Origin of the sequence: Photorhabdus sp. RM323S (assembly GCF_042879375.1) — a bacterium.
Lineage (GTDB): Bacteria > Pseudomonadota > Gammaproteobacteria > Enterobacterales > Enterobacteriaceae > Photorhabdus > Photorhabdus tasmaniensis.
Genome location: NZ_JBHFKZ010000011.1, coordinates 36,392 through 57,867 on the forward strand (window position 1 = coordinate 36,392; position 21,476 = coordinate 57,867).

Genomic DNA, 21,476 nt, shown 5'->3' on the forward strand with positions numbered 1-21,476 from the left:
CTCTCTTCTTCTCTCCGTGGTTTTTATTTACTCTATTATTACTTGATTTTTATATATTTTTAATTTCTGGCACACCTCTTGCTATTTCCTTATTGCAAACATAATAGCTGGATGGCGGGGGATATATGAAGCTCATTACGACAATTATAAAACCATTCAAATTGGAGGATATTAGGGAATCTCTCTCTGATCTTGGTGTTCAAGGGATGACTATAACAGAGGTAAAAGGATTTGGTCGTCAGAAAGGGCATGCGGAGCTTTATCGTGGAGCTGAATATAGCGTCAATTTTTTACCTAAAGTAAAGATAGATATTGCTGTAGCAGATGAGTTAGTTGAGGAGGTAATTCATGCAATTCAGCAATCGGCTTTCACCGGAAAAGTTGGCGACGGTAAAATTTTTGTCATCGAATTACAACAGGCTATCCGTATCAGAACAGGTGAGGTTAACGATGCGGCACTGTAATTCACTGATAGAGACGATATATATGAAAAGACAATTCTCTGTGGCTACCGGTATTGTGGCCAGTTTCTTTCCGTCATTATCTCAGGCAGCGGAAGGCGTTGCTGATAGTGCTGATAATGCTTTTATGATGATTTGTACAGTACTTGTGCTGTTTATGACAATTCCTGGAATTGCTCTATTTTATGGTGGATTGTTGCGGAGCAAAAACGTTTTATCGTTGATGGCTCAGGTTATGGTGAGCTTTGCTTTGGTGTGTGTATTGTGGGTGATCTACGGTTATAGTCTGGCTTTTGAACTAGGAAATGGTTTTTTTGGTGGTTTTAGTCAAATAATGTTAAAGAATTTGGCACTCACGAGCTTAAGCGGCAGTTTCTATCAGTTAATTCATGTGGCATTTCAGGGTTCTTTCGCTTGTATTACCGTCGCTTTGATTATTGGCGCGTTAGGGGAACGTATTCGCTTTCCGGCTTTGTTAATTTTCAGTGTGCTGTGGTTGACGTTTTCTTACTTGCCTATGGCGCATATGGTTTGGGGCGGTGGTATTCTTTCACAGGATGGTGCGTTGGATTTTGCTGGTGGCACAGTTGTACATATTAATGCGGCTGTAGCTGGATTGGTTGGTGCTTACTTACTGGGAAAACGCACTGGTTTTGGGAAAGAGGCATTTAAACCGCATAACTTGCCGATGGTCTTTATCGGTACTGCTGTGCTCTATATCGGTTGGTTTGGTTTTAATGCGGGTTCTGCTGGGGCTGCTAATGAGATCGCTGCTCTGGCGTTTTTGAATACAATTGTGGCGACTGCCGCCGCTATTCTGTCATGGGTTTTTGCAGAATGGCTTTTCCGTAATAAACCTTCTCTTTTAGGGGCATGTTCAGGTTGTATTGCCGGACTGGTTGGTATTACACCCGCAGCAGGAATGGTTGGTGTTGGTGGTGCACTAATTATAGGCTTAATTGCGGGTTTTGCCGGGCTTTGGGGAGTGGTGGTGTTAAAACGGTGGTTACGCGTTGATGATGTATGTGATGTATTTGGTATACATGGCATATGTGGGATCGTGGGTTGCCTCCTAACCGGCGTTTTCACGGCGAAATCATTGGGCGGAACCGGTTATGCAGAGGGTATAACCATGTTGGAACAAGTGAGTATTCAGGCTCTTAGTATATTTATCTGTGTGGTGTGGTCAGTAATTGTTTCTTTTATTGCTTTCAAAATAGCCGATCTGCTGGTAGGGCTGAGGGTTACTGTTGAAATTGAAAGAGAAGGTCTGGATATTAATTCTCATGGAGAGAGTGCTTATAATTAATCTGTGATATAAACAGGCAGCAATAAGACCAATAAGAGTGTGATGTTGGCTTCTTATTGGCTGCCCTTATTATTTTATCTGTTCCGTTTCCTAATTAGTCCTTCTTGTACAGTGGAAGCAACAAGTACACCTTGATGATTATAAATCTGTCCACGAACAAAACCACGGGCACCAGAAGCTGATGGACTATCTATAGCATAGAGTAACCAGTCGTCTAGTTTAAATGGGCGGTGGAACCACATAGAGTGGTCGATAGTTGCTATCTGAATATTTTTCTCAAGGAACCCAACACCATGTGGCTGTAGCGCTGTTGGCAGGAAGTTAAAATCAGAAGCATAGCCGAGTAGATATTGATGCATAAAAGGATCTGCGGGCATATCGCCATTACTGCGGAACCAAACATAGCGTACTGGTTCTTCTGGTGGGCAATTGAATGGGCTGTAATATTTTACTGGTCTCATTTCCAACGGGCAGGGGCGGAGAAAAATATTCTGCATTTTCTGCGGCAGTAGATGCGACATTTTTTTCACAATTTCGTCCTGAGGGATAAGTTCTTCTGGATAGGGGACATCCGGCATTATATTCTGGTGTTCAAAACTTTCTTCATGACTTTGGAATGAGGCGGTCATATAAAAGATAGGCTTACCATTCTGAATCGCACTGACTCGCCGGGCACTGAAGCTGCCCCCGTCGCGCAGGATTTCAACATCATAGACGATGGGTTTGTTACTGTCACCGGGACGTAAAAAATAGCTATGGAAAGAGTTGCTCATCCGGTCATCAACAACGGTTTGTTTGGCAGCATAAAGTGCCTGACCAATCACTTGTCCCCCGAAAACCTGAGGAAAGCCCAAATCTTTACTTTGCCCCCGGTAAATACCTTCCTCAATTTTTTCTAAGTTCATCAAATTTATCAGATTCTTTAATGACTTGCTCATAATATGCCTTTGTTTTCTATCTGGTTATCAGAGAGTACAAGAGATGATTATTGTCCCATTAATAGATGATAAATAAATAACTAAATTGTAAATGTTTTAAGTCCTGATAGTCGTGCAACAAAGAATATGAGATTAATTGAAGTTTTATATTCAAATTTTTAATCTATAATCCAGACGGTTTAGATTTAACGGTTTGATATTTCAATTTATTTTATTATTTATATAGATTAGTTAATAGTGGAGGAGTGTGTATGAAATTATGGCAGATCCCTGCTAGCGTATTACTGGCGGTTGCTTTGGTTGGGTGTAATGGTAAAGGCCCTGAAATAGTAGATACTCAGGTGGAAGCGATTGAAAATCCGGTAGAACGCTCTTTTGTTGAAGGCAATATTAATATATTGCAGCGTATTGCGTTGCCAGCGGATGCAGTTCTGACAGTAACTTTATCTGATATATCTTTGGCTGATGCACCTTCAGTTACTCTGTCTAAGAAGGTAGAACGTTTGGGTGGGAAACAATCACCTTTCCATTTTGTTCTGCCTTACCGGCAAAACGAAATTAAGCCATATGCACGTATTGTCGTCAGTGCTTCTGTTTCGCTGCATAATCGTTTGATGTTTGTTACAGATACTGCATATGAGGTGATTAATAATGGGCAGACTAAAGATATCGAAATTACGTTGAAAGCGGTTAGATAATACATTTCCTTGTGTATTTACTCGTAATGTGCAATAAAACATCATTCGGATTTGCTTGTCTTGCTATTTAGATAGGTATGAATGATAATGGCGCGGCTTTGAAGTTAAAGCAACACGTCAATGGGGGCTCTGTTGGTTCTCCCGCAACGCTAACTTGTTAACTTGGTCAGGTCCGGAAGGAAGCAGCCATAGCAGGGGATGTGTGTGCCGGGATGTCGCTGGCAGAGCCCTCACCAATTATTAATAATCCAATAAGCCGATAGCACTTTACCGGCCCGGATCACTTTCTACCTGATGAAAACTATTTTAGCGAACGTATTTCCACACAGAAGGTGGAATTCTGTCATACAGTTTATTCATGGTCAGCTCAGCTAGTCGGTGATCCGCAGCAGAGTAGAATAGTTCAAGTTCGTCTCCTGAAAGTTCATATTTGTTCTTTTCAATCACACGTTCCAGTGTATCAATTGTGGTGCATTTTCTTAAACGCATCAGATAATCAGTTTTAGTCATAGTCGCCTTTCTTATTTAAGATATATAAAAAATTATTTAGTAAAATATTCAATCAAATTTTGCTCAGGGAGCAATTTAAATCGTGTAACAGAATACTGGTTAAACATTCATTAGTTTTTTACCATTCCGTAAGTTTATAAAAGCTAATCTCATTCGCTTCCAAACAAAGTATAAGTATATGTATTATCAAAAAAATTTATCAATTCAAGTGAGAAGGTCGAAATCATCAGAATATTTTATTTTAAAGTGCTAAACTAAAATTGATATGTACTCAATCAATTCATTTAGCTTTAAATTATTCTGAGACGTAAGAATTATTTACACAACCAGTCTCAATGTACTCTGTCACTAGATGTGCTTCTTGCCTTAGATTCTCACATCAGCATTTTAATTCAGCAATGTCATGTCATCCTAGTGAATATTTATCCATGTTATGTATCTCTCCCGTATATGTATGGTATTACTTAATTTGAGTCAAACACTAAACATATGCACGTATTATAGAAATTTTTTTTCGAGAGATTATTATTATGTGTCTATAATCGTTCTTTGGGATTATTTATCTTTTTTACAGGAAACCCTGATTTGCTTTTAGTAAAGCAGAATCGCCCCTTAAACAAAAACTCATACCTTAACGTAATAAACTATAAATATGACTGGTATATGCGAGTAAATATGTGGGCTTATATAAAACAGTATTATCCTCAGATACCGGTAACAGCAGATTATAGCCTGATGGCTACAATAATCAATGAATATAACATCATTATTACATAAGTCACTATGTGCTGGTATTGTTTTTTGTCATTTAGTGTAAAAAAAGATAAAGCAGCTTTTGTCCAACAATTTTCCCGTTAATTTTATTAAAGTCAGTAATGCTTGGATTTTTAAAGATATTTTTTACTCATAAGTGGTAATTTTAATTAAATTTAAACGAATTTATGTAAGAGTTCAGCAGGTAGATTAATGATCGGAATCTTGCCTGATGCAGACAACTATTATATTTAAGAAGGCCGTTTTAACGGCCTTTTTTGATTATTGTTTAGTTGCATTAGTGATTAGTGAGATTCTGACGCAGGTTCAATCTCCTCCGCTTTCTTACTAAAACGTCGTTTGATAACGACAAAAAACACAGGTACGAAAAAGATAGCCAGCGAGGTTGCTGCAATCATTCCGCCCAATACCCCAGTACCTACTGCGTTTTGAGAGCCGGAACCTGCACCATTACTCAGTACCAGAGGGATAACACCCAGCATAAATGCCAGTGATGTCATTAGGATTGGGCGAAGACGCATTCTTACGGCATCTAGAGTAGCTTCTATCAACCCTTTTCCTTCTTTTTCCATCAGGTCTTTAGCGAACTCAACGATTAAGATTGCGTTCTTTGCCGATAAGCCGATGGTAGTCAACAAGCCGACTTTAAAGTAAACATCGTTATCCAAGCCTCGGAATGTTGTTGCTAACAAGGCTCCAATGATACCCAGTGGTACTACCAGCATAACTGAGAATGGAATTGACCAGCTTTCATACAGTGCAGCCAGACAGAGGAATACCACTATCAATGACAGTGCATAAAGAGCAGGTGCCTGATTACCTGACAGGCGTTCCTGATAAGACATGCCTGTCCAGTCGAAACCGATTCCATTTGGTAACTGGGATGCTAATTCTTCCATCAGAGCCATTGCATCACCGGTACTTTTACCTGGAGCTGCTTCACCCAGAATTTCCATTGATGGCAAACCATTATAACGTTCCAAACGTGGCGAGCCATAGGTCCATGGTTCTTTAGACATATCTGCAAAGGCAGATAATGGAACCATTTCACCCTGTTTGTTACGGACATACAGTTTGTAGATATCACCTGGCAGCATACGATAAGGTGCTTCTGATTGAACATAAACTTTTTTGACACGACCACGGTCGATAAAGTCGTTCACATAGTTGCCACCAAACATCGTGCTTAGTGTCGAGTTGATATCAGAGATGGAAACACCTAAAGCTTCTGCCTTTTCCTGATCAATCCTAATCCGATACTGAGGGGTATCTTCCTGGCCATTAGGGCGAACACCTACTAACATATCTGGATGTTTTTGTATCATGCCAAGCAATTGGTTACGTGCTTCGGTCAGTTTGTTATGCCCAAGGTTCGCTTTGTCAATTAATTCAAAATCAAAACCAGTTGCTGAACCTAACTCTACAATTGCTGGAATGTTAAAGGCAAAAACCATACCTTCTTTGATTTTCTGGAAGTGAGCACTTGCCCTGGTAACAATGGCAGGTACTTTGTTCTCTGCATCAGAGCGCTCACTCCAGTCTTTCAGGCTTATAAATGCCAGACCGGTGTTTTGCCCCTGACCACTGAAACCAAAGCCACTTACTGTAAATACAGAAACCACAAGATCTTTTTCTTCTGTATTGAAGTAGTCACTTATTTTATCCAGAACTTTCTGTGTCTGTTCCTGTGTTGCACCTGAAGGTAATTGAACCATTGTCAGCAATACCCCTTGATCTTCTTCAGGAAGGAAGGAGGATGGCAGACGAGTGAACATGACAGCCATACCAGCAACCAGCAATACATAAATCACCAGATAGCGGCCTGTATTGCGCAGAATACGGCCGATACTGTCAGTATAGTGGTGGGTACTTTTATCAAACATGCGATTAAACCAGCCAAAGATCCCGGTCTGTTTACCGTGGCTGCCTTTAGCAATGGGTTTCAACATGGTGGCACACAGAGCAGGTGTCAGGATTAATGCTACCAGTACAGATAGTACCATTGCAGATACGATGGTGATTGAGAATTGACGGTAAATCGCACCGGTTGAACCGCCGAAGAAGGCCATTGGAACAAATACAGCAGACAGCACCATGGCAATACCAACAAGGGCGCTTTGGATTTGCCCCATCGATTTCCTGGTTGCTTCTTTCGGCGATAGACCCTCTTCCTGCATAACACGTTCAACGTTTTCCACCACAACAATGGCATCATCTACCAGTAAGCCAATCGCGAGAACCATGGCAAACATAGTTAATGTATTTATTGAATAACCAAATGTGGCGAGTATTGCAAATGTTCCGAGTAGTACGACTGGAACCGCAATAGTTGGAATAAGTGTTGCTCGGAAGTTTTGTAGGAATAGGTACATGACCACGAACACCAGCATAATTGCTTCAACCAGTGTTTTCACTACTTCGTTAATAGAGATTTTAACGAATGGTGTGGTGTCATATGGATAGACGATTTTCAGCCCATGCGGGAAGAAAGGCTCCATATTTTTTAGCGCTTCTTTTACTGCTTTTGACGTATTCAGAGCGTTAGCACCTGTTGCCAGTTTGACACCGACACCAGCAGCTGGTTTACCGTTAAAGCGGGCAATGATATTGTAACTTTCTGCCCCTAACTCCACTTTTGCCACATCTTTCAGACGGATCTGAGAACCATCAGTATTAACGCGCAGAAGAATATTGCTGAACTCTTCCGGTGAAGTCAGACGTGTTTGGGCAATAATCGAAGCATTCAACCGTTGACCTGGAACGGGAGGGGTTCCCCCTAACTGACCGGCGGCTATTTGATTATTTTGTGCTTTGATTGCATTTATTACATCCAGAGTCGTCATTTTGTAGTCAACGAGCTTGTCAGGATTCAACCAAATGCGCATTGCATATTGGTTACCAAACAGCATTGAATCACCTACACCAGTTACACGGCTCAATGGGTCTTTGACGTTTGCGCCAACATAGTCAGCGATATCCTCCTGTGACATGGATCCATCTTCAGAAATGAACCCTGCAACCATTAGGAAAGAACTTGTGGACTTATCCACATGTATCCCTTGCTGCTGTACTTCTTGTGGTAACAGAGGCATAGCCAGTTGCAGCTTGTTCTGTACCTGTACCTGTGCAATGTCAGGATTAGTACCCGCTTCAAAGGTTAGCGTGATATTCATGTTGCCAGCAGAGTCACTGTCGGAAGACATATAAACCAGATTATCGATACCATTCATATTCTGTTCGATAACCTGAGTAACTGTGTTTTGCACAGTCGTGGCATCTGCGCCGGGATAAGTTGCGGAGATAGAAATCGCCGGTGGTGCGATAGTAGGGTACTGCGCCACGGGTAATTTCATAATTGCCAGCAGCCCAGCCAGCATGGTAATAATTGCGATTACCCATGCAAAGATTGGCCGATCTATAAAAAACTTAGGCATGAATCACCGACTCCTTAATTAAGACTTTTTTGCAGGCTCAGCTTGGTTCGTAGCAGGTTTTGCATTTAAATCCACTTCTTCTGCTTTAACTGGTATGCCAGGTTGAATTTTTTGCAAACCAGTAACGATAACCCGATCACCGGTTTTCAGACCGGAAGTTACCAGCCATTTGTCGCCAATAGCTTGGTTTGCCGTGATAACGCGTGTTTCGACTTTTTCGTCTTTACCGACCACCATGACAGTAGCTTCGCCACGAGGTGTGCGGGTAATTCCTTGCTGAGGAACCAGTATTGAATCCCGACGAATACCGTCTTCCAGTTTTGCGCGAACAAACATACCTGGTAGTAATTTTTCATTTGGGTTAGGGAATATTGCACGGATGGTGATAGAACCCGTTGTTTCATTTACAGTGATATCGGAGAATTCCAGATAGCCTGTTTCACTATAATTTTTACCATCTTCCATAACCAGGTGAACTTTAGCTTTACTACCTTCTTTCTGTACAATACCTCTGGTGATTTCATTTTTAAGACGCAGATAGTCATCACTTGACTGAGTGACATCCACATAAATTGGATCCAACTGTTGAACCGTTGTCAGTGCTGTTGGTTGACCAACAGAAACCAAAGCGCCTTCAGTGATAGTCGATTTGCCGGAACGACCGCTAATCGGTGCCGTAACTTTGGTGTATGCCAAATTAATACGGGCAGTTTCTACAGCCGCTTTTGCCGCTTGTACGGCAGCATTCGCTTGTGCAGAGTCAGCACTGGCCTTGTCAAACTCCTGCTGACTGACATAGTTTGTACCTAACAGTGGCTTATAGCGGTTCACTGTCAGGCGTGCTATCTCTGCATTAGCCTGAGCTTTAGCCAAATCAGCTTTAGCACTGTCATAGGCAGCTTGGTAAGTCGCTGGATCTATCTGGTATAAAGAAGTCCCCTCTTTTACATCACTTCCTTCTTTGTAGTTTCGTTTCAGAATTATGCCACCTACTTGTGGACGAACCTCTGCAATACGGAAGGCTGATGTTCGGCCTGGCAGTTCAGTTGTGACCATCAGAGGTTCAGTTTTCAGCGTCACGATACCGACTTCAGGGGCTTGTTGATTTTCAGCAACTTGCTGAGAGTCTTTGTCGTTACATCCTGAAAGAGCTAAGCTGCCTGAGAGTACCAGTACTGTAGCCAGAGGCAAAACTCCCCTGTTTATTCGCATAAGTAAACCTCAATATTTTTAGATGTTGACCTTTCAATTCGTAAAACCGCTACTCCATTAATAGCAGCATGCTATAATACAAACATACATGAATGTATGTAAATCAGCTTCAGGTTAAAAACAGAGTATATGGCACGAAAAACTAAACAACAGGCTGAGGAGACCCGGCAACAGATTATAGACGCAGCTATAAAAGAGTTTTCTGAGCGCGGTGTCTCTGCTACTTCACTGACAGATATTGCCACAACGGCTGGAGTAACCCGAGGTGCAATCTACTGGCACTTTAAAAATAAAGTAGACCTGTTTTCCGAAGCTTGTAGAATAACAGATTCCAAGATTGACCAATTAGAAAAAGAGTATCAAGGAAAATATCCTAATAATCCACTCCTGATTTTAAGAACTTTAATAATTCATATCCTGACATCGGTCGTTGACGACCCGAAGAACCGGCTATTGATGGAGATTTTTTTCCACAAATGTGAGTTTGTTGGTGAAATGTCTGCTTTGGTGGCAGTTCGTCAAGAGCTGTGTGTTGCAGACTATGTTCGTATTGAAGAGTCACTTTCCGGCTGTATTGCATCAGGTCAGCTTCCTTATAATCTTAATCTGCGGCGAGCTGCTATCATGCTGAGAGGATTGATAACGGGTTTGCTGGAGAATTGGTTATTTGCACCAGATAGTTTTGATATTCAGAAAGAAGCGGAATCGTTAGTGGATAGTTTTATTGATATGCTTAAATGTAGTGAGCATATGAAAATCACAGAAAAATGAAAAACCAGAATAATAGAGTTAAATTCTATTTTGGTAATTGCTAACAATGCGGGTAATGGTTAAAAGTCATTATCTTATGCTCTTTTGTTTATCTACTTCATATATACAAGGAATAAAGTTTAGGAACTGGGCCGAAATTGTTTCTAATATCGAATATTGTTGTTGCTGGCCTTGTAGGATAGTGACCAAAAAACTATAACTTAAAGCAAATTTTGAAGATTTTGTCTAAGTAAAATGTATTATTTAAATTCAGTGTAAGTGGATTAAATTATTTAATATCAATGAGTTGTGTTGTTTTAAAGTATTGAAGTCAGTGCGTTGGTTGAATTTGTCCTACGGATTTTGCAGTCAGATAGAGTGCTGAGTTGGTACCGTGTTATATAGCTGGTCACAATTGTTGAGGGATAACCACCTATGCTGGAAATACGAAATGTAACACATGCTTATGGTGAGCGTGTGGTATTGAAAGAGCTAAATTTGCAGCTGAAGGAAAAGCGAATTGCCATCATAGGTAGCAATGGTTGCGGCAAGAGCACATTTGCGCGTCTTCTTAATGGATTGTTGGTACCGAAATGTGGTGATGTTTTGGTGGATGGGCTGAACACCAGAACGGAGGGTAAAGCAATCCGGCGCAAGGTTGGTTTTGTATTCCAAAATCCTGACAATCAGATTGTTTTTCCAGTTGTTGAAGAAGATTTGGCCTTTGGAATGAAAAATCTCGGTTTTACCAAGGAAATAATTCAACAAAGAACGCAAGAGGCGCTTTCACGATATGGCTTACTTGAATTTAGGGAGCATCCAGCCCATCTTTTAAGTGGCGGCCAGAAACAACTCCTTGCAATTTCTGGTGTTCTCGTGATGGAGCCCGCTTACATCATTTTCGATGAGCCTACGACTTTACTGGATTTACGAAACAAGCGCCGTGTTGCTGAAGCAATCGATAAATTATCTCAAACTGTGATCGTAGTTTCTCATGACCTTGAGTTTTTGGCGGGGTTTGACCGCGTGCTCGTTTTTGATGATGGCCAAGTGGTTGTCGATGACATTCCCTCTGTGGCTATTCCTGAATATGTAAGGATGATGTCATGAGCCTGTCTGGTTATGAACCTGGTTCATCATTTGTGCATCGAGTGAGTCCTGGATTCAAAATTATTTCTTTGCTCATTCTGGGAACATTACTCTTTATCGTTCCGCGTATCGATCTTTCTATTGCAGCGTTGGCAGGTATCGTACTTTTATACTTGTTAGCCAGAATCTCATTAAGAACTGTCTGGGCACAGTTACGACCGGCGATGTGGATCTTCGCGCTTATTTTTATAGTCCAAGCGCTTCTACATCACTGGACAATAGGTGTACTTGTGGTAGTTCGCCTTGCCTCACTCTTGCTGTTAGCCTCGCTTGTCACCCTTACTACTCGTTCCTCTGACATGATCTACGCATTGGAAAAGGGGCTTTGGTGGTTGTACTATTTTAGAATCAATCCAGGAAAAGTGAGTTTGGCTCTATCGCTTGCTTTGCGGTTTATCCCTGTTCTCGTGTCAATTACAGAAGAAGTCCGGGAGGCGCAGAAAGCAAGAGGTCTCGATAAGAGTGTCATAGCAATAGCCGTTCCCGTTATCGTGCGAACTCTCAAAATGGCAGACGATATTTCTGCTGCTATTGAAGCCCGGTCCTACGATCCAGGGTTTGAGAGAAAGAAATCGAGCAGCAAATAAAGCCTGGTTTGTGGCTTTATCGAAAAAAGGGGGATTAAATGTCCACGAAAGATATTGTTTATATAGCACTATTTGCCGCGCTAACGGCAGCACTGGGTTTATTCCCACCACTGGCACTTCCCGTTGTGGGTGTTCCGATAACAGCACAATCAATGGGAGCAATGCTTGCCGGCGCTATTGCTGGTGCGAAACGGGGTGGGCTGGCATTGTTGCTCTTTTGTGTTCTTGTTGCAGTTGGATTACCGGTAATGGCTGGAGGTATGGGGGGATTGGGGGTATTTTTCAGTCCAAGCGGCGGCTTTGTTTTGGCATGGCCGATTGCAGCTTTTGTTATCGGCTATTTGTATGAGTGGAATCTTATAAAGCTAAATGCCTTTAAAGAAGCTGTATTTCTTGTCTTTGGTGGCATTGTGATTGTTTACGCGATCGGTCTTCCGTGGGTTGCAGCATTTGCCAAAATCAGCTTTTGGCAAGCAGCCATAGGTTCGATTGGGTTCATGCCGGGGGATATTATCAAAATCGTACTGGTTATTTTAATTGCGAAAACTGTTCGTCGGGCTTACCCGACTCTTGAACCACGTTCTTAGGTGTCAGTCTTTACGGTGGGCTGATACTTGGCGGTGATCACCCAATAGTTGCCGCCAAGTATCATGGTTGTACCGATGATGGCCCAAATGGTTGGACGATAGCCCTCTGTGACACTGGAGATTGCTAAGGCTACAAGCGGAACGAGAAGCATTGTATAGGCTCCTCGTTCTGCACCCAAACGACCGACGACGGCGAAATATGTTGTATACCCAATTACCGAAGGAAACAGGATTAAATAGAACAGAGATGTTACGTAGGTTGGAGATAGATCAAAGTCAAACGTTTGTTTGGTTAAAAAGGCATAACTGAACAAGAATACGGCGCCATATCCCATAGAAATACCTGTCATTGGGAGAACCGTGACCCCCTTTCTCTGTAACTGAACTGCGGAAATGTTGGCGAATGAGAATGCGAGAGTTGCTGCGATAGCGTAACCAAATCCCGTCCAATTCCATTCATTATTTAAAAACTCCGGGCTGAAGACCAAAATTATCCCAGTCAGACCGGCCATAGCACCTACTAGAACTGACCATGAAATTGATTGCCGTAGGAAGAGAATTGCATTGACAGAGTTGAATAATATGACCGAAGAATAGGTAAGGGCGATTAGTCCGGTGGTGATTAAAGCCGCAGCCTTGTAAATCAGTAAGAATGCGACAGCGAACCCGAACGCGCCAAGTGCAGCGAAAGAGAGGTGTTCACGCCAGGTATATGTGAGTCTCTCCCGTGAAATAGCGGTAATCAGAAGTAACAATACCGACGCACATCCAAAACGGTAAATCAGGGATATTACCGGTGAAACATCAGTTAATTGCAGTTTTGCTGCATACCAGGATGTTCCCCCCGTGATGATCGTCACAACATATAGAACAACGGTAGAGTAAGAAAAAGCGATCTTCATGCTCAGATTCCAAGCACCTTATTGAAATATATCACGACCATAAGATCAGATTTTTCTCATTTAACAGACCGATGAAGGAGCCGGTTGCAATCCGATTGCCGTTCGCAGGCAGGACGATGTGAGGATTACAGGTGTTAAAAATGACGACAGAACCAACTTGAGGTCGGAAAGTGAAAAATTCGCAATCAGCCAATAGCGAACTATCATATGGCTTATATGTTTTATCAACGATAGTACTCTTGAATGGTTGATTATAGATTACTGTTTCCCCTCCTTGTGAGGGAGACAAAACATAGAGGTTCCAGGCGAGTTGCGTTGATACATCACCAATGGCCAAATTTCCTTTTGCAAAAGTGGGGGCGTAGTCCACATGCAGATCTGAACCACCAGAGATAATACGAACGATACCGGCAAAATAGGGGCCAAGCCCTGGTTCTTGCGCGATCGAAATGCTGAAATTTGTATCGTGATTGATGCGTCGTATGAACCTATCAACCGGATCAAAAGCTTGATTGATCACATGAGCGCGTTCTTGTTCAGCGGCGACAACTTGAGCAAAATATTCTTCTTTTGGGCGATCACGATAATGAGTGAGTGGATTTCCCAAATAAAATCCTGGCTTTCCGAATTCATATTGTTTTGCCTTCATGCTCAGTATTGCCGCAGAAAGCTGTACTGATTCCTCTGTAGTTGCGAAATTATCTATCATTACCGCCGGAATCTTGTTATCCATGATTGCCTGCAAGCTTTCTGATGATAATTTGACAAGCTCGTTTGATGCCCACCTTGACGACATAATTGCCGATTCCTAGCCCATTTTATATTAGAAAAATTGATCTATTGAAGGTCAGTGTCAATCATATAACATTAATTGTATAATAATACAACACTTGGCTGCACTCCACACTCAGGAACGCAACAATGACAATATCTCTGAGGGGGCATCACCTCTTGTGTATTCTTACCTATGCGGGCAATGGATATTCCCCCGGCTTTATTGAAAACTACAATAAGATTATTCCTCGAATTCAGAACGAAGATATTCTGATTGTGGAAGGACCGGACGACATCTGTGCTCCTTTGCTTGGAGAAGATGAGCCTCATTGTTTGGGAAAGAGCGTTATTATCCGGGATAGTCATGCTTTGGAGGCTGTTGGTGCTCTGATGGGCCGACCAGTTGAAGTAGGTCATACACTGAGGCTCGACGAAACCTATTTAAAACAAGCTAGATGGGCTTTTAACCGCAGGATCGTAAGAGCTGCCTGTGTAGGCTGTGAATGGGAGCAGCTTTGCACTCGAATCGCTGCGGACGATTATGCTTCAACGTTTCTTAAACTCAGCAATGGAAAGAATGAATGACGACATCAAGCCATTTTGCAAAGGCTGATCGAGTGCGTGAGAGCAAATTCTAAGACTAACTAATGTAGATCTTTTACAGTATCGACAAAGTATCTACGAGGTGTTTGTAATAAATCGCTCAATATTCCTTCGTAGATTGTGACTGCTTCGCTAACTTAGCTTGATAGTCGTGTTTGACTATTTCCAGTGCAGCGAGTGCAATTTCGGGCGCAATTTCATTGCATTCCAACAGATAGATCAGATCAACAGCAAGCTGAACTTCAGGTGGTGCGTGTTCGACTGACATAAAACTTCCTCATCTGAGTCGTTAATCCATGTTCTCTTTATATTCGATTGATTTTTCAATTCGCGTCAGAGATTGGCGGCAACGTGCTAGCCTTCCGGCTAATGCTGCGATTTCTTTCTGTATTTTTTGTTGATTACTCAGTGTAGTTTGTTGATTCAATCTTAGCTCTCGATCATTGATCATTGCGAGCAGACGGCGCTCATAATCCTGATGTTCAGCCAGTTTGTGATACAGGTCAGTAGCTTGTTGTTTATGTTCGAATCTGCTCTCTTTTTTTCGCAGTGATTGAGTAGACAATTCACGCTTTAATGCTTCCATTTGAGCAACTAAACGCTCGGTCAGAAATGCGACTTGTTCCGTTCGGTTATCTTGAACACACTCTTTGAGTTGTTCCATGTTATGTCTGACTTCTTGCAGATAACCACGGAGTTTATCGCTGCGCCGGTTAAATAAAGTTTGATCAAACCGGGCAGTAAAAAATGGGATGTCTGCCAAAGGTGTGAGCTCTTCCGCCAGTATATTGACTTGTTTTTCGAGTAAATTTAATAACGGTTGCGTACTCATTTATACCCTACAATGGTTATGTTTTGTGAAGAAGAATTAACCAGAAACGATAAAAAATAGGTTGATGCATGTTCATCGGTTGCTTTTTTTTATCAGTTTGCATAGATTTTAGCACTCTCGTGTTCTACTTACCGGCACCGATTATGACCGCAAACGCGCAGCAACTGCAATTTATTAAAGACAGTATTGAAACTATTCCTGATCATCCTAAACTGGGGGTTCTTTTTCGTGATATCACGACCTTATTGGACACTCCTCTTGCCTACCAGGCAACAATTAATCTTCTGGTAGAGCGATATCAGGACAAAGGCATCACAAAAATTGTTGGCACTGAGGCGCGTGGCTTCCTATTCGGAGCGCCAGTTGCATTGCGTCTCGGTGTTGGTTTTATCCCTGTCCGTAAAGCAGGCAAATTACCTCGTGAAACATTGAGTGAAACTTACGATTTAGAGTATGGCACCGATACACTGGAAATACATAAGGACAGCATTAAAGAAGGTGATAAGGTGTTGGTTATTGATGATTTGCTGGCAACGGGTGGCACTATTGAGGCAACTGTTCGCTTAATTCGTCATTTAGATGGTGAAGTTTTTGAAGCTGCCTTTGTTATTGGTCTACCTGATTTGGGGGGGAGTGAACGCCTGCAAAAACAAGGCGTGAACAGCTTCACTCTACTGGAATTCCCTGGTCATTAATCTGCTTATTTTCGTATTACTGATATATCGGCCTCGCTGTCTGTAGTGGGGCTGTGTTAGCATGGTACCCAATTATATTCAATTTTCCCGGTATCAATGAGCTATCAGGTACTTGCCCGTAAGTGGCGTCCACAAATATTTTCTGATGTGATTGGTCAGGAATATGTCTTGACTGCGCTGGCTAATGGTCTTTCCCATGGCCGGCTCCATCATGCCTACCTATTTTCCGGTACCAGAGGTGTCGGGAAAACGACGATTGCCCGTTTGTTTGCCAAAGGGTTAAATTGCGAAATAGGTATTACTGATAAGCCTTGTGGTAAATGTGCTAATTGCCTTGAAATTGAACAAGGGCGATTTGTCGATCTCATTGAGATTGATGCAGCTTCTCGTACTAAAGTTGAAGATACGCGCGAATTGCTAGATAACGTACAATATGCTCCAGCTCGTGGGCGTTTCAAAGTCTACCTGATTGATGAAGTGCATATGCTTTCCCGCCACAGCTTCAATGCATTATTGAAAACGCTGGAAGAGCCACCTGAGCATGTGAAATTTCTACTGGCAACCACTGATCCGCAAAAATTACCGGTAACTATCCTTTCCCGCTGTTTGCAGTTTCACCTCAAAGCGCTGAATGTTGATCAGATAAGCGATCAGCTCGAACATATTCTTAAAGCTGAACATCTGGAGAGTGACAGCCGTGCCCGTCAGCTTCTGGCTCGTGCGGCTGATGGCAGTATGCGTGATGCTTTGAGTCTGACAGATCAGGCTATCGCGATGGGACAAGGACAGGTAACAACTGAAATAGTCAGCTTGATGTTGGGAACGTTGGATGATGAACAGCCGTTATCAATTATAGAATCATTGATTCGGGCTGACGGTCAACAGGTTATGGCGTTGGTGGAACAAGCTGCTTCACGGGGGGCTGATTGGGAGAATTTGTTGGTAGAGATTCTTTCATTATTGCATCGTATTGCAATGATCCAACTATTACCTTCTCAATCAGAAATCGCTTCCTCTTCAATTGAAGGCCGTTTGCGAATATTGGCAAAAGCAATTTCACCGGAAGATTTGCAACTTTATTATCAAACTCTATTGATTGGTCGTAGAGACTTGCCGTATGCACCGGAACGCAGGATGGGTGTTGAAATGGCGCTGTTCAGGGCTTTGGCATTTCATCCAAAAACAGTCATTGAAGAGGTTGCTGCACCGGTTGTGCATGGACATCCTGCGGCTATCCCATCAGTTGCAGCACAGCCGCAACATAATCAGGGCAATACGCCATCCGCTTACCCTATTGATGAGCCAGTACCGGTGGACAGCGTTTCTCAGCCAGAACCTCAGATACCTCAGGCACTTGCATCAAGCCCGACAGCGCAGTTGCTGAAAGCAAGGAGTGTGTTATCCCGGCAACAAGAGCAAACGCCACCAAAAAAGCCTAAACCGGCTACGTCTGTTAAGGCGAGGCCGGCAACCTCGGCACTGGAACGGATTGCCGCAGTGTCAGGGCAGCGACCTCAGTCATCAATAGCTAATAAAATACAGGAAGAAAAACCTGAGAAAAAAGAGGCTTACCGTTGGCGAGCCAAGAATATTGAAGAAAAACCAGAAACCCATGTCGCTACGCCAAAGGCTTTAAGGACGGCTCTGGAGCATGAAAAAACGCAGGAGCTGGCAGAAAAATTAGCTGAAGAGTCCAAACAAAGAGATGCATGGGCTGCGGAAGTTGATAAACTTAAAATTCCTAAACTGGTGCAACAATTAGCATTAAATGCGTTTAAAGAGCAGATTAGTGTTAATAATATCTGTTTACACCTGCGTTCGAATCAGCGTCATCTTAATTCCGCTTTTGCACAAAAATCATTAGCGGAGGCTTTAAGCGAGTTGTACGGTGTGACGATTGAATTCAGCATTATTGAAGATGATAATCCGGAGGAGAAAACTCCACTGGAGTGGCGACAAGCCATTTATGAAGAAAAATTGGCACAAGCTCGCCAATCAATTATTGCGGATAAGACGATTCAGACATTGCGGCAGGTATTTGATGCTGCACTGGATGAAGAGAGTATCCGGCCGGTCTAACCGCGCTGCAATCTGTACCTGTTGTACGATGTAGCCATAGCGAAGAGAGAAAACTATGTTTGGTAAAGGTGGTTTGGGCAATTTGATGAAACAAGCCCAACAAATGCAGGACAAGATGCAGAAAATGCAGGAAGAGATTGCCAATCTGGAAGTGACAGGTGAATCTGGCGCAGGTCTGGTTAAAGTGACTATCAATGGTGCTCATAATTGCCGTCGTGTTGAGATTGATCCAAGCCTGATGGAAGATGACAAAGAGATGCTGGAAGACCTGATTGCGGCTGCATTCAATGACGCAGCCCGCCGTATTGAAGAAACTCAGAAAGAGAAAATGGCGAGTGTTTCCAGCGGAATGCAACTGCCACCAGGTTTTAAGATGCCATTCTGATGCAAACCAGTCCTCTCCTTGAATCCTTGATGGAAGCATTACGCTGCTTGCCAGGAGTTGGCCCCAAATCTGCGCAGCGGATGGCTTTTCATCTGTTACAGCGTGATCGCAGTGGTGGAATGCGTTTGGCTCAGGCCTTGACAAGGGCGATGTCGGAAATTGGACACTGTAAATATTGCCGGACTTTTACCGAGCAGGAGCAGTGCACGATCTGCGCTAATCCACGCCGTCAGCAAAATGACCAGATTTGTGTGGTTGAAAGCCCTGCGGACATTCATGCTATTGAACAAACTGGGCAGTTTGCCGGGCGCTACTTTGTGCTGATGGGGCATCTATCTCCATTGGATGGCATTGGCCCGATGGATATTGGTTTGGATCGTCTTGAAGACCGTCTCTCTACAGAAGAGATTTCAGAGGTGATTCTGGCGACTAATCCGACAGTGGAGGGAGAGGCGACGGCTAATTATATCGCAGAAATATGCGTTCAGTATGGTGTAACAGCAAGCCGCATTGCTCATGGTGTACCGGTTGGTGGTGAGCTTGAAATGGTAGATGGTACAACTTTGTCGCATTCACTTGCTGGGCGGCAGAAGATTACGTATTGATTTTCTGTCAATGTCTTACCGTTTTATCTGGCTGGAAAAGAATACGGTTGTATACCCCGTATAGATTAAATCGTAAAGACGTTGAGGCGCTGCATTTATGTGGCGCTCGCCTCTCAATTCATTCCGCTATGGTTATAACCTATTTAAATATCTAACTTATTCGCATTATTTGATACTCTTTTGAATAATCAAACTTGAAACCCGGCTTATTTATCCCCATCTGCATACTATCGTCTGATTTTATCTGTCTGAACTGGATTTAGATTGAGGTAACAAATGAGTATGAAAGGTCAGGAAACCCGTGGATTTCAGTCTGAAGTAAAACAACTTCTGCAATTAATGATCCATTCACTTTATTCCAATAAAGAGATTTTCCTTCGTGAGTTAATCTCAAATGCTTCTGATGCGGCTGACAAATTACGTTTCCGCGCATTATCTGCTCCAGAACTTTATGAAGGTGATGGTGAACTGCGCGTTCGCCTCTCTCTTGATAAAGAAAAGAGAGCTATCACGATCAGTGATAATGGCATTGGTATGACCCGTGATGAAGTCATCGACAATCTTGGCACTATTGCTAAATCAGGAACAAAAGCTTTCCTGGAGTCTATTGGTTCAGATCAGGCTAAAGACAGCCAGTTAATTGGTCAATTTGGTGTTGGTTTTTACTCTGCCTTTATTGTATCTGATAAAGTCACGGTACGTACCCGTGCTGCCGGTGCTTCAATTGATCAGGGTGTATTTTGGGAATCCGCTGGTGAAGGCGATTACACTGTCGCTGATATTGAAAAAGAAACTCGTGGTACAGAGATCACCCTTCATTTACGTGCAGGGGAAGATGATTTCCTGAATGACTGGCGTTTGCGTTCTGTTATCAGTAAATACTCTGACCATATTGCTCTGCCAGTTGAAATTGAAACTAAAAATAAGAGCGAAGAAGAGGGCGAAGAAGATACAGTAACCTGGGAAAAGATTAATAAAGCTCAGGCCTTGTGGACTCGTGGTAAATCTGAAATTACAGATGAAGAATATAAAGAGTTCTACAAACATATTTCTCATGATTTTACTGATCCGTTGATCTGGAGCCATAACCGCGTAGAGGGTAAACAGGAATATACCAGTATGCTCTATATTCCCTCCCAGGCACCGTGGGATATGTGGAACCGTGAGCATAAGCACGGGCTGAAATTGTATGTCCAGCGCGTGTTTATCATGGATGACGCAGAACAGTTTATGCCAAATTATTTGCGTTTTGTTCGTGGCCTGATTGATTCCAATGATTTGCCGCTGAACGTTTCCCGTGAAATTCTGCAAGATAATTCTATTACCCGTAATTTACGTAATGCGTTGACCAAACGGGCATTGCAGATGCTGGATAAGCTGGCGAAAGATGACGCAGAAAAATATCAGCAATTCTGGCAGCAGTTTGGTCTGGTGATGAAAGAAGGTCCGGCAGAGGATAATACAAATAAAGAAGCTATCGCTAAATTGTTGCGCTTTGCTTCTACTCATAATGACAGTTCTGCGCAAACAGTTTCTTTGGAAGAATATGTCAGTAGGATGACCGAAGGTCAGGATAAGATTTACTACATCACTGCGGACAGTTATGCTGCGGCGAAAAATAGCCCTCATCTGGAGCTGTTCCGTAAGAAAGGTATTGAAGTTTTGCTGCTGTCAGAGCGTATTGATGAATGGATGATGGGATACCTTACTGAGTTTGATGGCAAGAAATTCCAGTCAGTCAGTAAAGCTGATGAATCTCTGGATAAACTGGCAGATGAAGACAAAGCTGAACAGGAAGAAATTGATAAACAGCTGGAGCCGTTTGTTGAGCGTGTGAAAACATTACTTGGCGACCGGGTAAAAGAGGTTAAATTGACTCACCGTCTGACAGATACTCCGGCAATTGTGACAACAAATGCGGATGAAATGAGTACTCAGATGGCGAAATTGTTTGCTGCGGCTGGTCAACAAGTGCCGGACGTTAAATACAATTTTGAATTGAATCCTGATCATCAATTGGTAAAACTGGCTGCTGATATCAATGATGAAGCTCAATTCTCGGATTGGGTTGAACTGCTGCTCGATCAGGCATTATTTGCTGAACGTGGCACATTGGAAGATCCAAACCAGTTTATTCGCCGTATGAATCAGCTATTACTGTCTGAAAAAGCTTGATTTAATTATTTTTTGGT

Annotated in this window: 21 protein-coding genes and 1 other RNA gene; 14 read left to right on the top strand and 8 right to left on the bottom strand. The window is 42.6% G+C overall.

The genetic code is table 11. From position 1 onward, the window contains the following. The first annotated feature begins 125 nt into the window (after positions 1-125). Positions 126-464 (top strand): P-II family nitrogen regulator, encoded by a 339-nt coding sequence (gene glnK / locus ACGF7G_RS07485; RefSeq protein WP_133816037.1) that lies wholly within the window; start codon positions 126-128, stop codon positions 462-464. Between the two features lie 22 nt (positions 465-486). After that, positions 487-1,770, top strand: a complete 1,284-nt coding sequence (amtB, locus tag ACGF7G_RS07490; protein ID WP_387464516.1) for an ammonium transporter AmtB — start codon at positions 487-489, stop codon at positions 1,768-1,770. Positions 1,771-1,844: 74 nt separating this feature from the next. On the opposite strand, the gene tesB is transcribed toward amtB, so the two are convergent. After that, positions 1,845-2,708: an acyl-CoA thioesterase II gene (tesB, locus tag ACGF7G_RS07495; RefSeq protein WP_133816039.1), complete on the bottom strand. Its 864-nt coding sequence runs from the start codon at positions 2,706-2,708 to the stop codon at positions 1,845-1,847. A gap of 251 nt (positions 2,709-2,959) precedes the next feature. Between tesB and ACGF7G_RS07500 the strand changes: the two genes are divergently transcribed. Together ACGF7G_RS07500 and ffs are read left to right on the top strand one after the other, a co-directional pair. Continuing rightward, entirely contained in the window at positions 2,960-3,406 is a 447-nt protein-coding gene (locus ACGF7G_RS07500; protein ID WP_387464517.1) for a YbaY family lipoprotein, read from the top strand. Between the two features lie 130 nt (positions 3,407-3,536). Continuing rightward, an RNA gene (gene ffs / locus ACGF7G_RS07505) (signal recognition particle sRNA small type) lies at positions 3,537-3,633 on the top strand. A gap of 79 nt (positions 3,634-3,712) precedes the next feature. Here ffs and ACGF7G_RS07510 read toward each other — a convergent pair. The 3 genes from ACGF7G_RS07510 to ACGF7G_RS07520 all read right to left on the bottom strand — a co-directional run bounded on the left by ACGF7G_RS07510 (position 3,713) and on the right by ACGF7G_RS07520 (position 9,336). After that, a complete protein-coding gene (locus ACGF7G_RS07510) occupies positions 3,713-3,916 on the bottom strand; it encodes an HHA domain-containing protein (protein WP_011147992.1) in 204 nt (67 codons plus the stop codon). A 1,058-nt stretch (positions 3,917-4,974) separates the two neighbouring features. Beyond that, positions 4,975-8,124 (bottom strand): efflux RND transporter permease subunit, encoded by a 3,150-nt coding sequence (locus ACGF7G_RS07515; RefSeq protein WP_133816041.1) that lies wholly within the window; start codon positions 8,122-8,124, stop codon positions 4,975-4,977. Positions 8,125-8,142: 18 nt separating this feature from the next. After that, positions 8,143-9,336, bottom strand: coding sequence for an efflux RND transporter periplasmic adaptor subunit (locus ACGF7G_RS07520; protein ID WP_133816042.1), 1,194 nt, complete (start codon positions 9,334-9,336; stop codon positions 8,143-8,145). 129 nt (positions 9,337-9,465) lie between these two features. Between ACGF7G_RS07520 and acrR the strand changes: the two genes are divergently transcribed. The 4 genes from acrR to ACGF7G_RS07540 all read left to right on the top strand — a co-directional run bounded on the left by acrR (position 9,466) and on the right by ACGF7G_RS07540 (position 12,409). Then, positions 9,466-10,107 carry a multidrug efflux transporter transcriptional repressor AcrR gene (gene acrR / locus ACGF7G_RS07525; protein ID WP_387464519.1) on the top strand — a complete coding sequence of 214 codons (642 nt, stop codon included), beginning with the start codon at positions 9,466-9,468 and terminating at the stop codon, positions 10,105-10,107. Positions 10,108-10,521: 414 nt separating this feature from the next. Then, on the top strand, positions 10,522-11,196 hold the full coding sequence (locus tag ACGF7G_RS07530) for an energy-coupling factor ABC transporter ATP-binding protein (protein ID WP_387464520.1): 675 nt from the start codon (positions 10,522-10,524) through the stop codon (positions 11,194-11,196). Beyond that, on the top strand, positions 11,193-11,822 hold the full coding sequence (locus ACGF7G_RS07535) for an energy-coupling factor transporter transmembrane component T family protein (protein WP_387464522.1): 630 nt from the start codon (positions 11,193-11,195) through the stop codon (positions 11,820-11,822). The genes ACGF7G_RS07530 and ACGF7G_RS07535 overlap by 4 nt, the downstream gene beginning before the upstream one ends. 38 nt (positions 11,823-11,860) lie before the next feature. Continuing rightward, entirely contained in the window at positions 11,861-12,409 is a 549-nt protein-coding gene (locus ACGF7G_RS07540) for a biotin transporter BioY (protein ID WP_387464524.1), read from the top strand. Here ACGF7G_RS07540 and ACGF7G_RS07545 read toward each other — a convergent pair. Both ACGF7G_RS07545 and ACGF7G_RS07550 read right to left on the bottom strand, forming a co-directional pair. Beyond that, positions 12,406-13,311, bottom strand: a complete 906-nt coding sequence (locus ACGF7G_RS07545; RefSeq protein ID WP_387464525.1) for a DMT family transporter — start codon at positions 13,309-13,311, stop codon at positions 12,406-12,408. The two genes, ACGF7G_RS07540 and ACGF7G_RS07545, sit on opposite strands and share 4 nt — an antisense overlap. A gap of 31 nt (positions 13,312-13,342) precedes the next feature. Further along, the gene (locus ACGF7G_RS07550) at positions 13,343-14,107 is read right to left on the bottom strand and encodes a hypothetical protein (protein ID WP_387464526.1); all 765 of its coding nucleotides are present in this window, start codon (positions 14,105-14,107) and stop codon (positions 13,343-13,345) included. Between the two features lie 125 nt (positions 14,108-14,232). Between ACGF7G_RS07550 and ACGF7G_RS07555 the strand changes: the two genes are divergently transcribed. Then, positions 14,233-14,670, top strand: coding sequence for a DUF1284 domain-containing protein (locus ACGF7G_RS07555; RefSeq protein WP_387464527.1), 438 nt, complete (start codon positions 14,233-14,235; stop codon positions 14,668-14,670). 118 nt (positions 14,671-14,788) lie between these two features. Here the strand turns inward: ACGF7G_RS07555 and rsmS are convergent, their stop codons facing one another. Together rsmS and priC are read right to left on the bottom strand one after the other, a co-directional pair. Next, complete coding sequence (rsmS, locus tag ACGF7G_RS07560; protein ID WP_074524823.1) at positions 14,789-14,956, bottom strand: pleiotropic regulatory protein RsmS; 168 nt, start codon at positions 14,954-14,956, stop codon at positions 14,789-14,791. A gap of 21 nt (positions 14,957-14,977) precedes the next feature. Continuing rightward, positions 14,978-15,520, bottom strand: a complete 543-nt coding sequence (priC, locus tag ACGF7G_RS07565; RefSeq protein WP_133816051.1) for a primosomal replication protein PriC — start codon at positions 15,518-15,520, stop codon at positions 14,978-14,980. Positions 15,521-15,663: 143 nt separating this feature from the next. On the opposite strand from priC, the gene apt reads away from it, so the two are divergent. The 5 genes from apt to htpG all read left to right on the top strand — a co-directional run bounded on the left by apt (position 15,664) and on the right by htpG (position 21,459). Beyond that, positions 15,664-16,215, top strand: coding sequence for an adenine phosphoribosyltransferase (gene apt / locus ACGF7G_RS07570; RefSeq protein ID WP_133816052.1), 552 nt, complete (start codon positions 15,664-15,666; stop codon positions 16,213-16,215). Positions 16,216-16,311: 96 nt separating this feature from the next. Then, positions 16,312-18,294 (top strand): DNA polymerase III subunit gamma/tau, encoded by a 1,983-nt coding sequence (dnaX, locus tag ACGF7G_RS07575; protein WP_387464530.1) that lies wholly within the window; start codon positions 16,312-16,314, stop codon positions 18,292-18,294. Between the two features lie 55 nt (positions 18,295-18,349). Then, on the top strand, positions 18,350-18,679 hold the full coding sequence (locus tag ACGF7G_RS07580) for a YbaB/EbfC family nucleoid-associated protein (RefSeq protein ID WP_021323842.1): 330 nt from the start codon (positions 18,350-18,352) through the stop codon (positions 18,677-18,679). Further along, on the top strand, positions 18,679-19,284 hold the full coding sequence (gene recR / locus ACGF7G_RS07585; RefSeq protein ID WP_387464532.1) for a recombination mediator RecR: 606 nt from the start codon (positions 18,679-18,681) through the stop codon (positions 19,282-19,284). Before ACGF7G_RS07580 ends, recR begins: the two co-directional genes overlap by 1 nt. Positions 19,285-19,566: 282 nt before the next feature. Further along, positions 19,567-21,459, top strand: a complete 1,893-nt coding sequence (gene htpG / locus ACGF7G_RS07590) for a molecular chaperone HtpG (RefSeq protein ID WP_387464579.1) — start codon at positions 19,567-19,569, stop codon at positions 21,457-21,459. The last annotated feature ends 17 nt before the right edge of the window (positions 21,460-21,476 follow it).

Coding starts and splice junctions, on each gene's coding strand:
- glnK (WP_133816037.1), top strand. CDS start 126: ATGAAGCTCATTACGACAATTATAAAACCATTCAAATTGGAGGATATT.
- amtB (WP_387464516.1), top strand. CDS start 487: ATGAAAAGACAATTCTCTGTGGCTACCGGTATTGTGGCCAGTTTCTTT.
- tesB (WP_133816039.1), bottom strand. CDS start 2,708: ATGAGCAAGTCATTAAAGAATCTGATAAATTTGATGAACTTAGAAAAA.
- ACGF7G_RS07500 (WP_387464517.1), top strand. CDS start 2,960: ATGAAATTATGGCAGATCCCTGCTAGCGTATTACTGGCGGTTGCTTTG.
- ACGF7G_RS07510 (WP_011147992.1), bottom strand. CDS start 3,916: ATGACTAAAACTGATTATCTGATGCGTTTAAGAAAATGCACCACAATT.
- ACGF7G_RS07515 (WP_133816041.1), bottom strand. CDS start 8,124: ATGCCTAAGTTTTTTATAGATCGGCCAATCTTTGCATGGGTAATCGCA.
- ACGF7G_RS07520 (WP_133816042.1), bottom strand. CDS start 9,336: ATGCGAATAAACAGGGGAGTTTTGCCTCTGGCTACAGTACTGGTACTC.
- acrR (WP_387464519.1), top strand. CDS start 9,466: ATGGCACGAAAAACTAAACAACAGGCTGAGGAGACCCGGCAACAGATT.
- ACGF7G_RS07530 (WP_387464520.1), top strand. CDS start 10,522: ATGCTGGAAATACGAAATGTAACACATGCTTATGGTGAGCGTGTGGTA.
- ACGF7G_RS07535 (WP_387464522.1), top strand. CDS start 11,193: ATGAGCCTGTCTGGTTATGAACCTGGTTCATCATTTGTGCATCGAGTG.
- ACGF7G_RS07540 (WP_387464524.1), top strand. CDS start 11,861: ATGTCCACGAAAGATATTGTTTATATAGCACTATTTGCCGCGCTAACG.
- ACGF7G_RS07545 (WP_387464525.1), bottom strand. CDS start 13,311: ATGAAGATCGCTTTTTCTTACTCTACCGTTGTTCTATATGTTGTGACG.
- ACGF7G_RS07550 (WP_387464526.1), bottom strand. CDS start 14,107: ATGTCGTCAAGGTGGGCATCAAACGAGCTTGTCAAATTATCATCAGAA.
- ACGF7G_RS07555 (WP_387464527.1), top strand. CDS start 14,233: ATGACAATATCTCTGAGGGGGCATCACCTCTTGTGTATTCTTACCTAT.
- rsmS (WP_074524823.1), bottom strand. CDS start 14,956: ATGTCAGTCGAACACGCACCACCTGAAGTTCAGCTTGCTGTTGATCTG.
- priC (WP_133816051.1), bottom strand. CDS start 15,520: ATGAGTACGCAACCGTTATTAAATTTACTCGAAAAACAAGTCAATATA.
- apt (WP_133816052.1), top strand. CDS start 15,664: ATGACCGCAAACGCGCAGCAACTGCAATTTATTAAAGACAGTATTGAA.
- dnaX (WP_387464530.1), top strand. CDS start 16,312: ATGAGCTATCAGGTACTTGCCCGTAAGTGGCGTCCACAAATATTTTCT.
- ACGF7G_RS07580 (WP_021323842.1), top strand. CDS start 18,350: ATGTTTGGTAAAGGTGGTTTGGGCAATTTGATGAAACAAGCCCAACAA.
- recR (WP_387464532.1), top strand. CDS start 18,679: ATGCAAACCAGTCCTCTCCTTGAATCCTTGATGGAAGCATTACGCTGC.
- htpG (WP_387464579.1), top strand. CDS start 19,567: ATGAAAGGTCAGGAAACCCGTGGATTTCAGTCTGAAGTAAAACAACTT.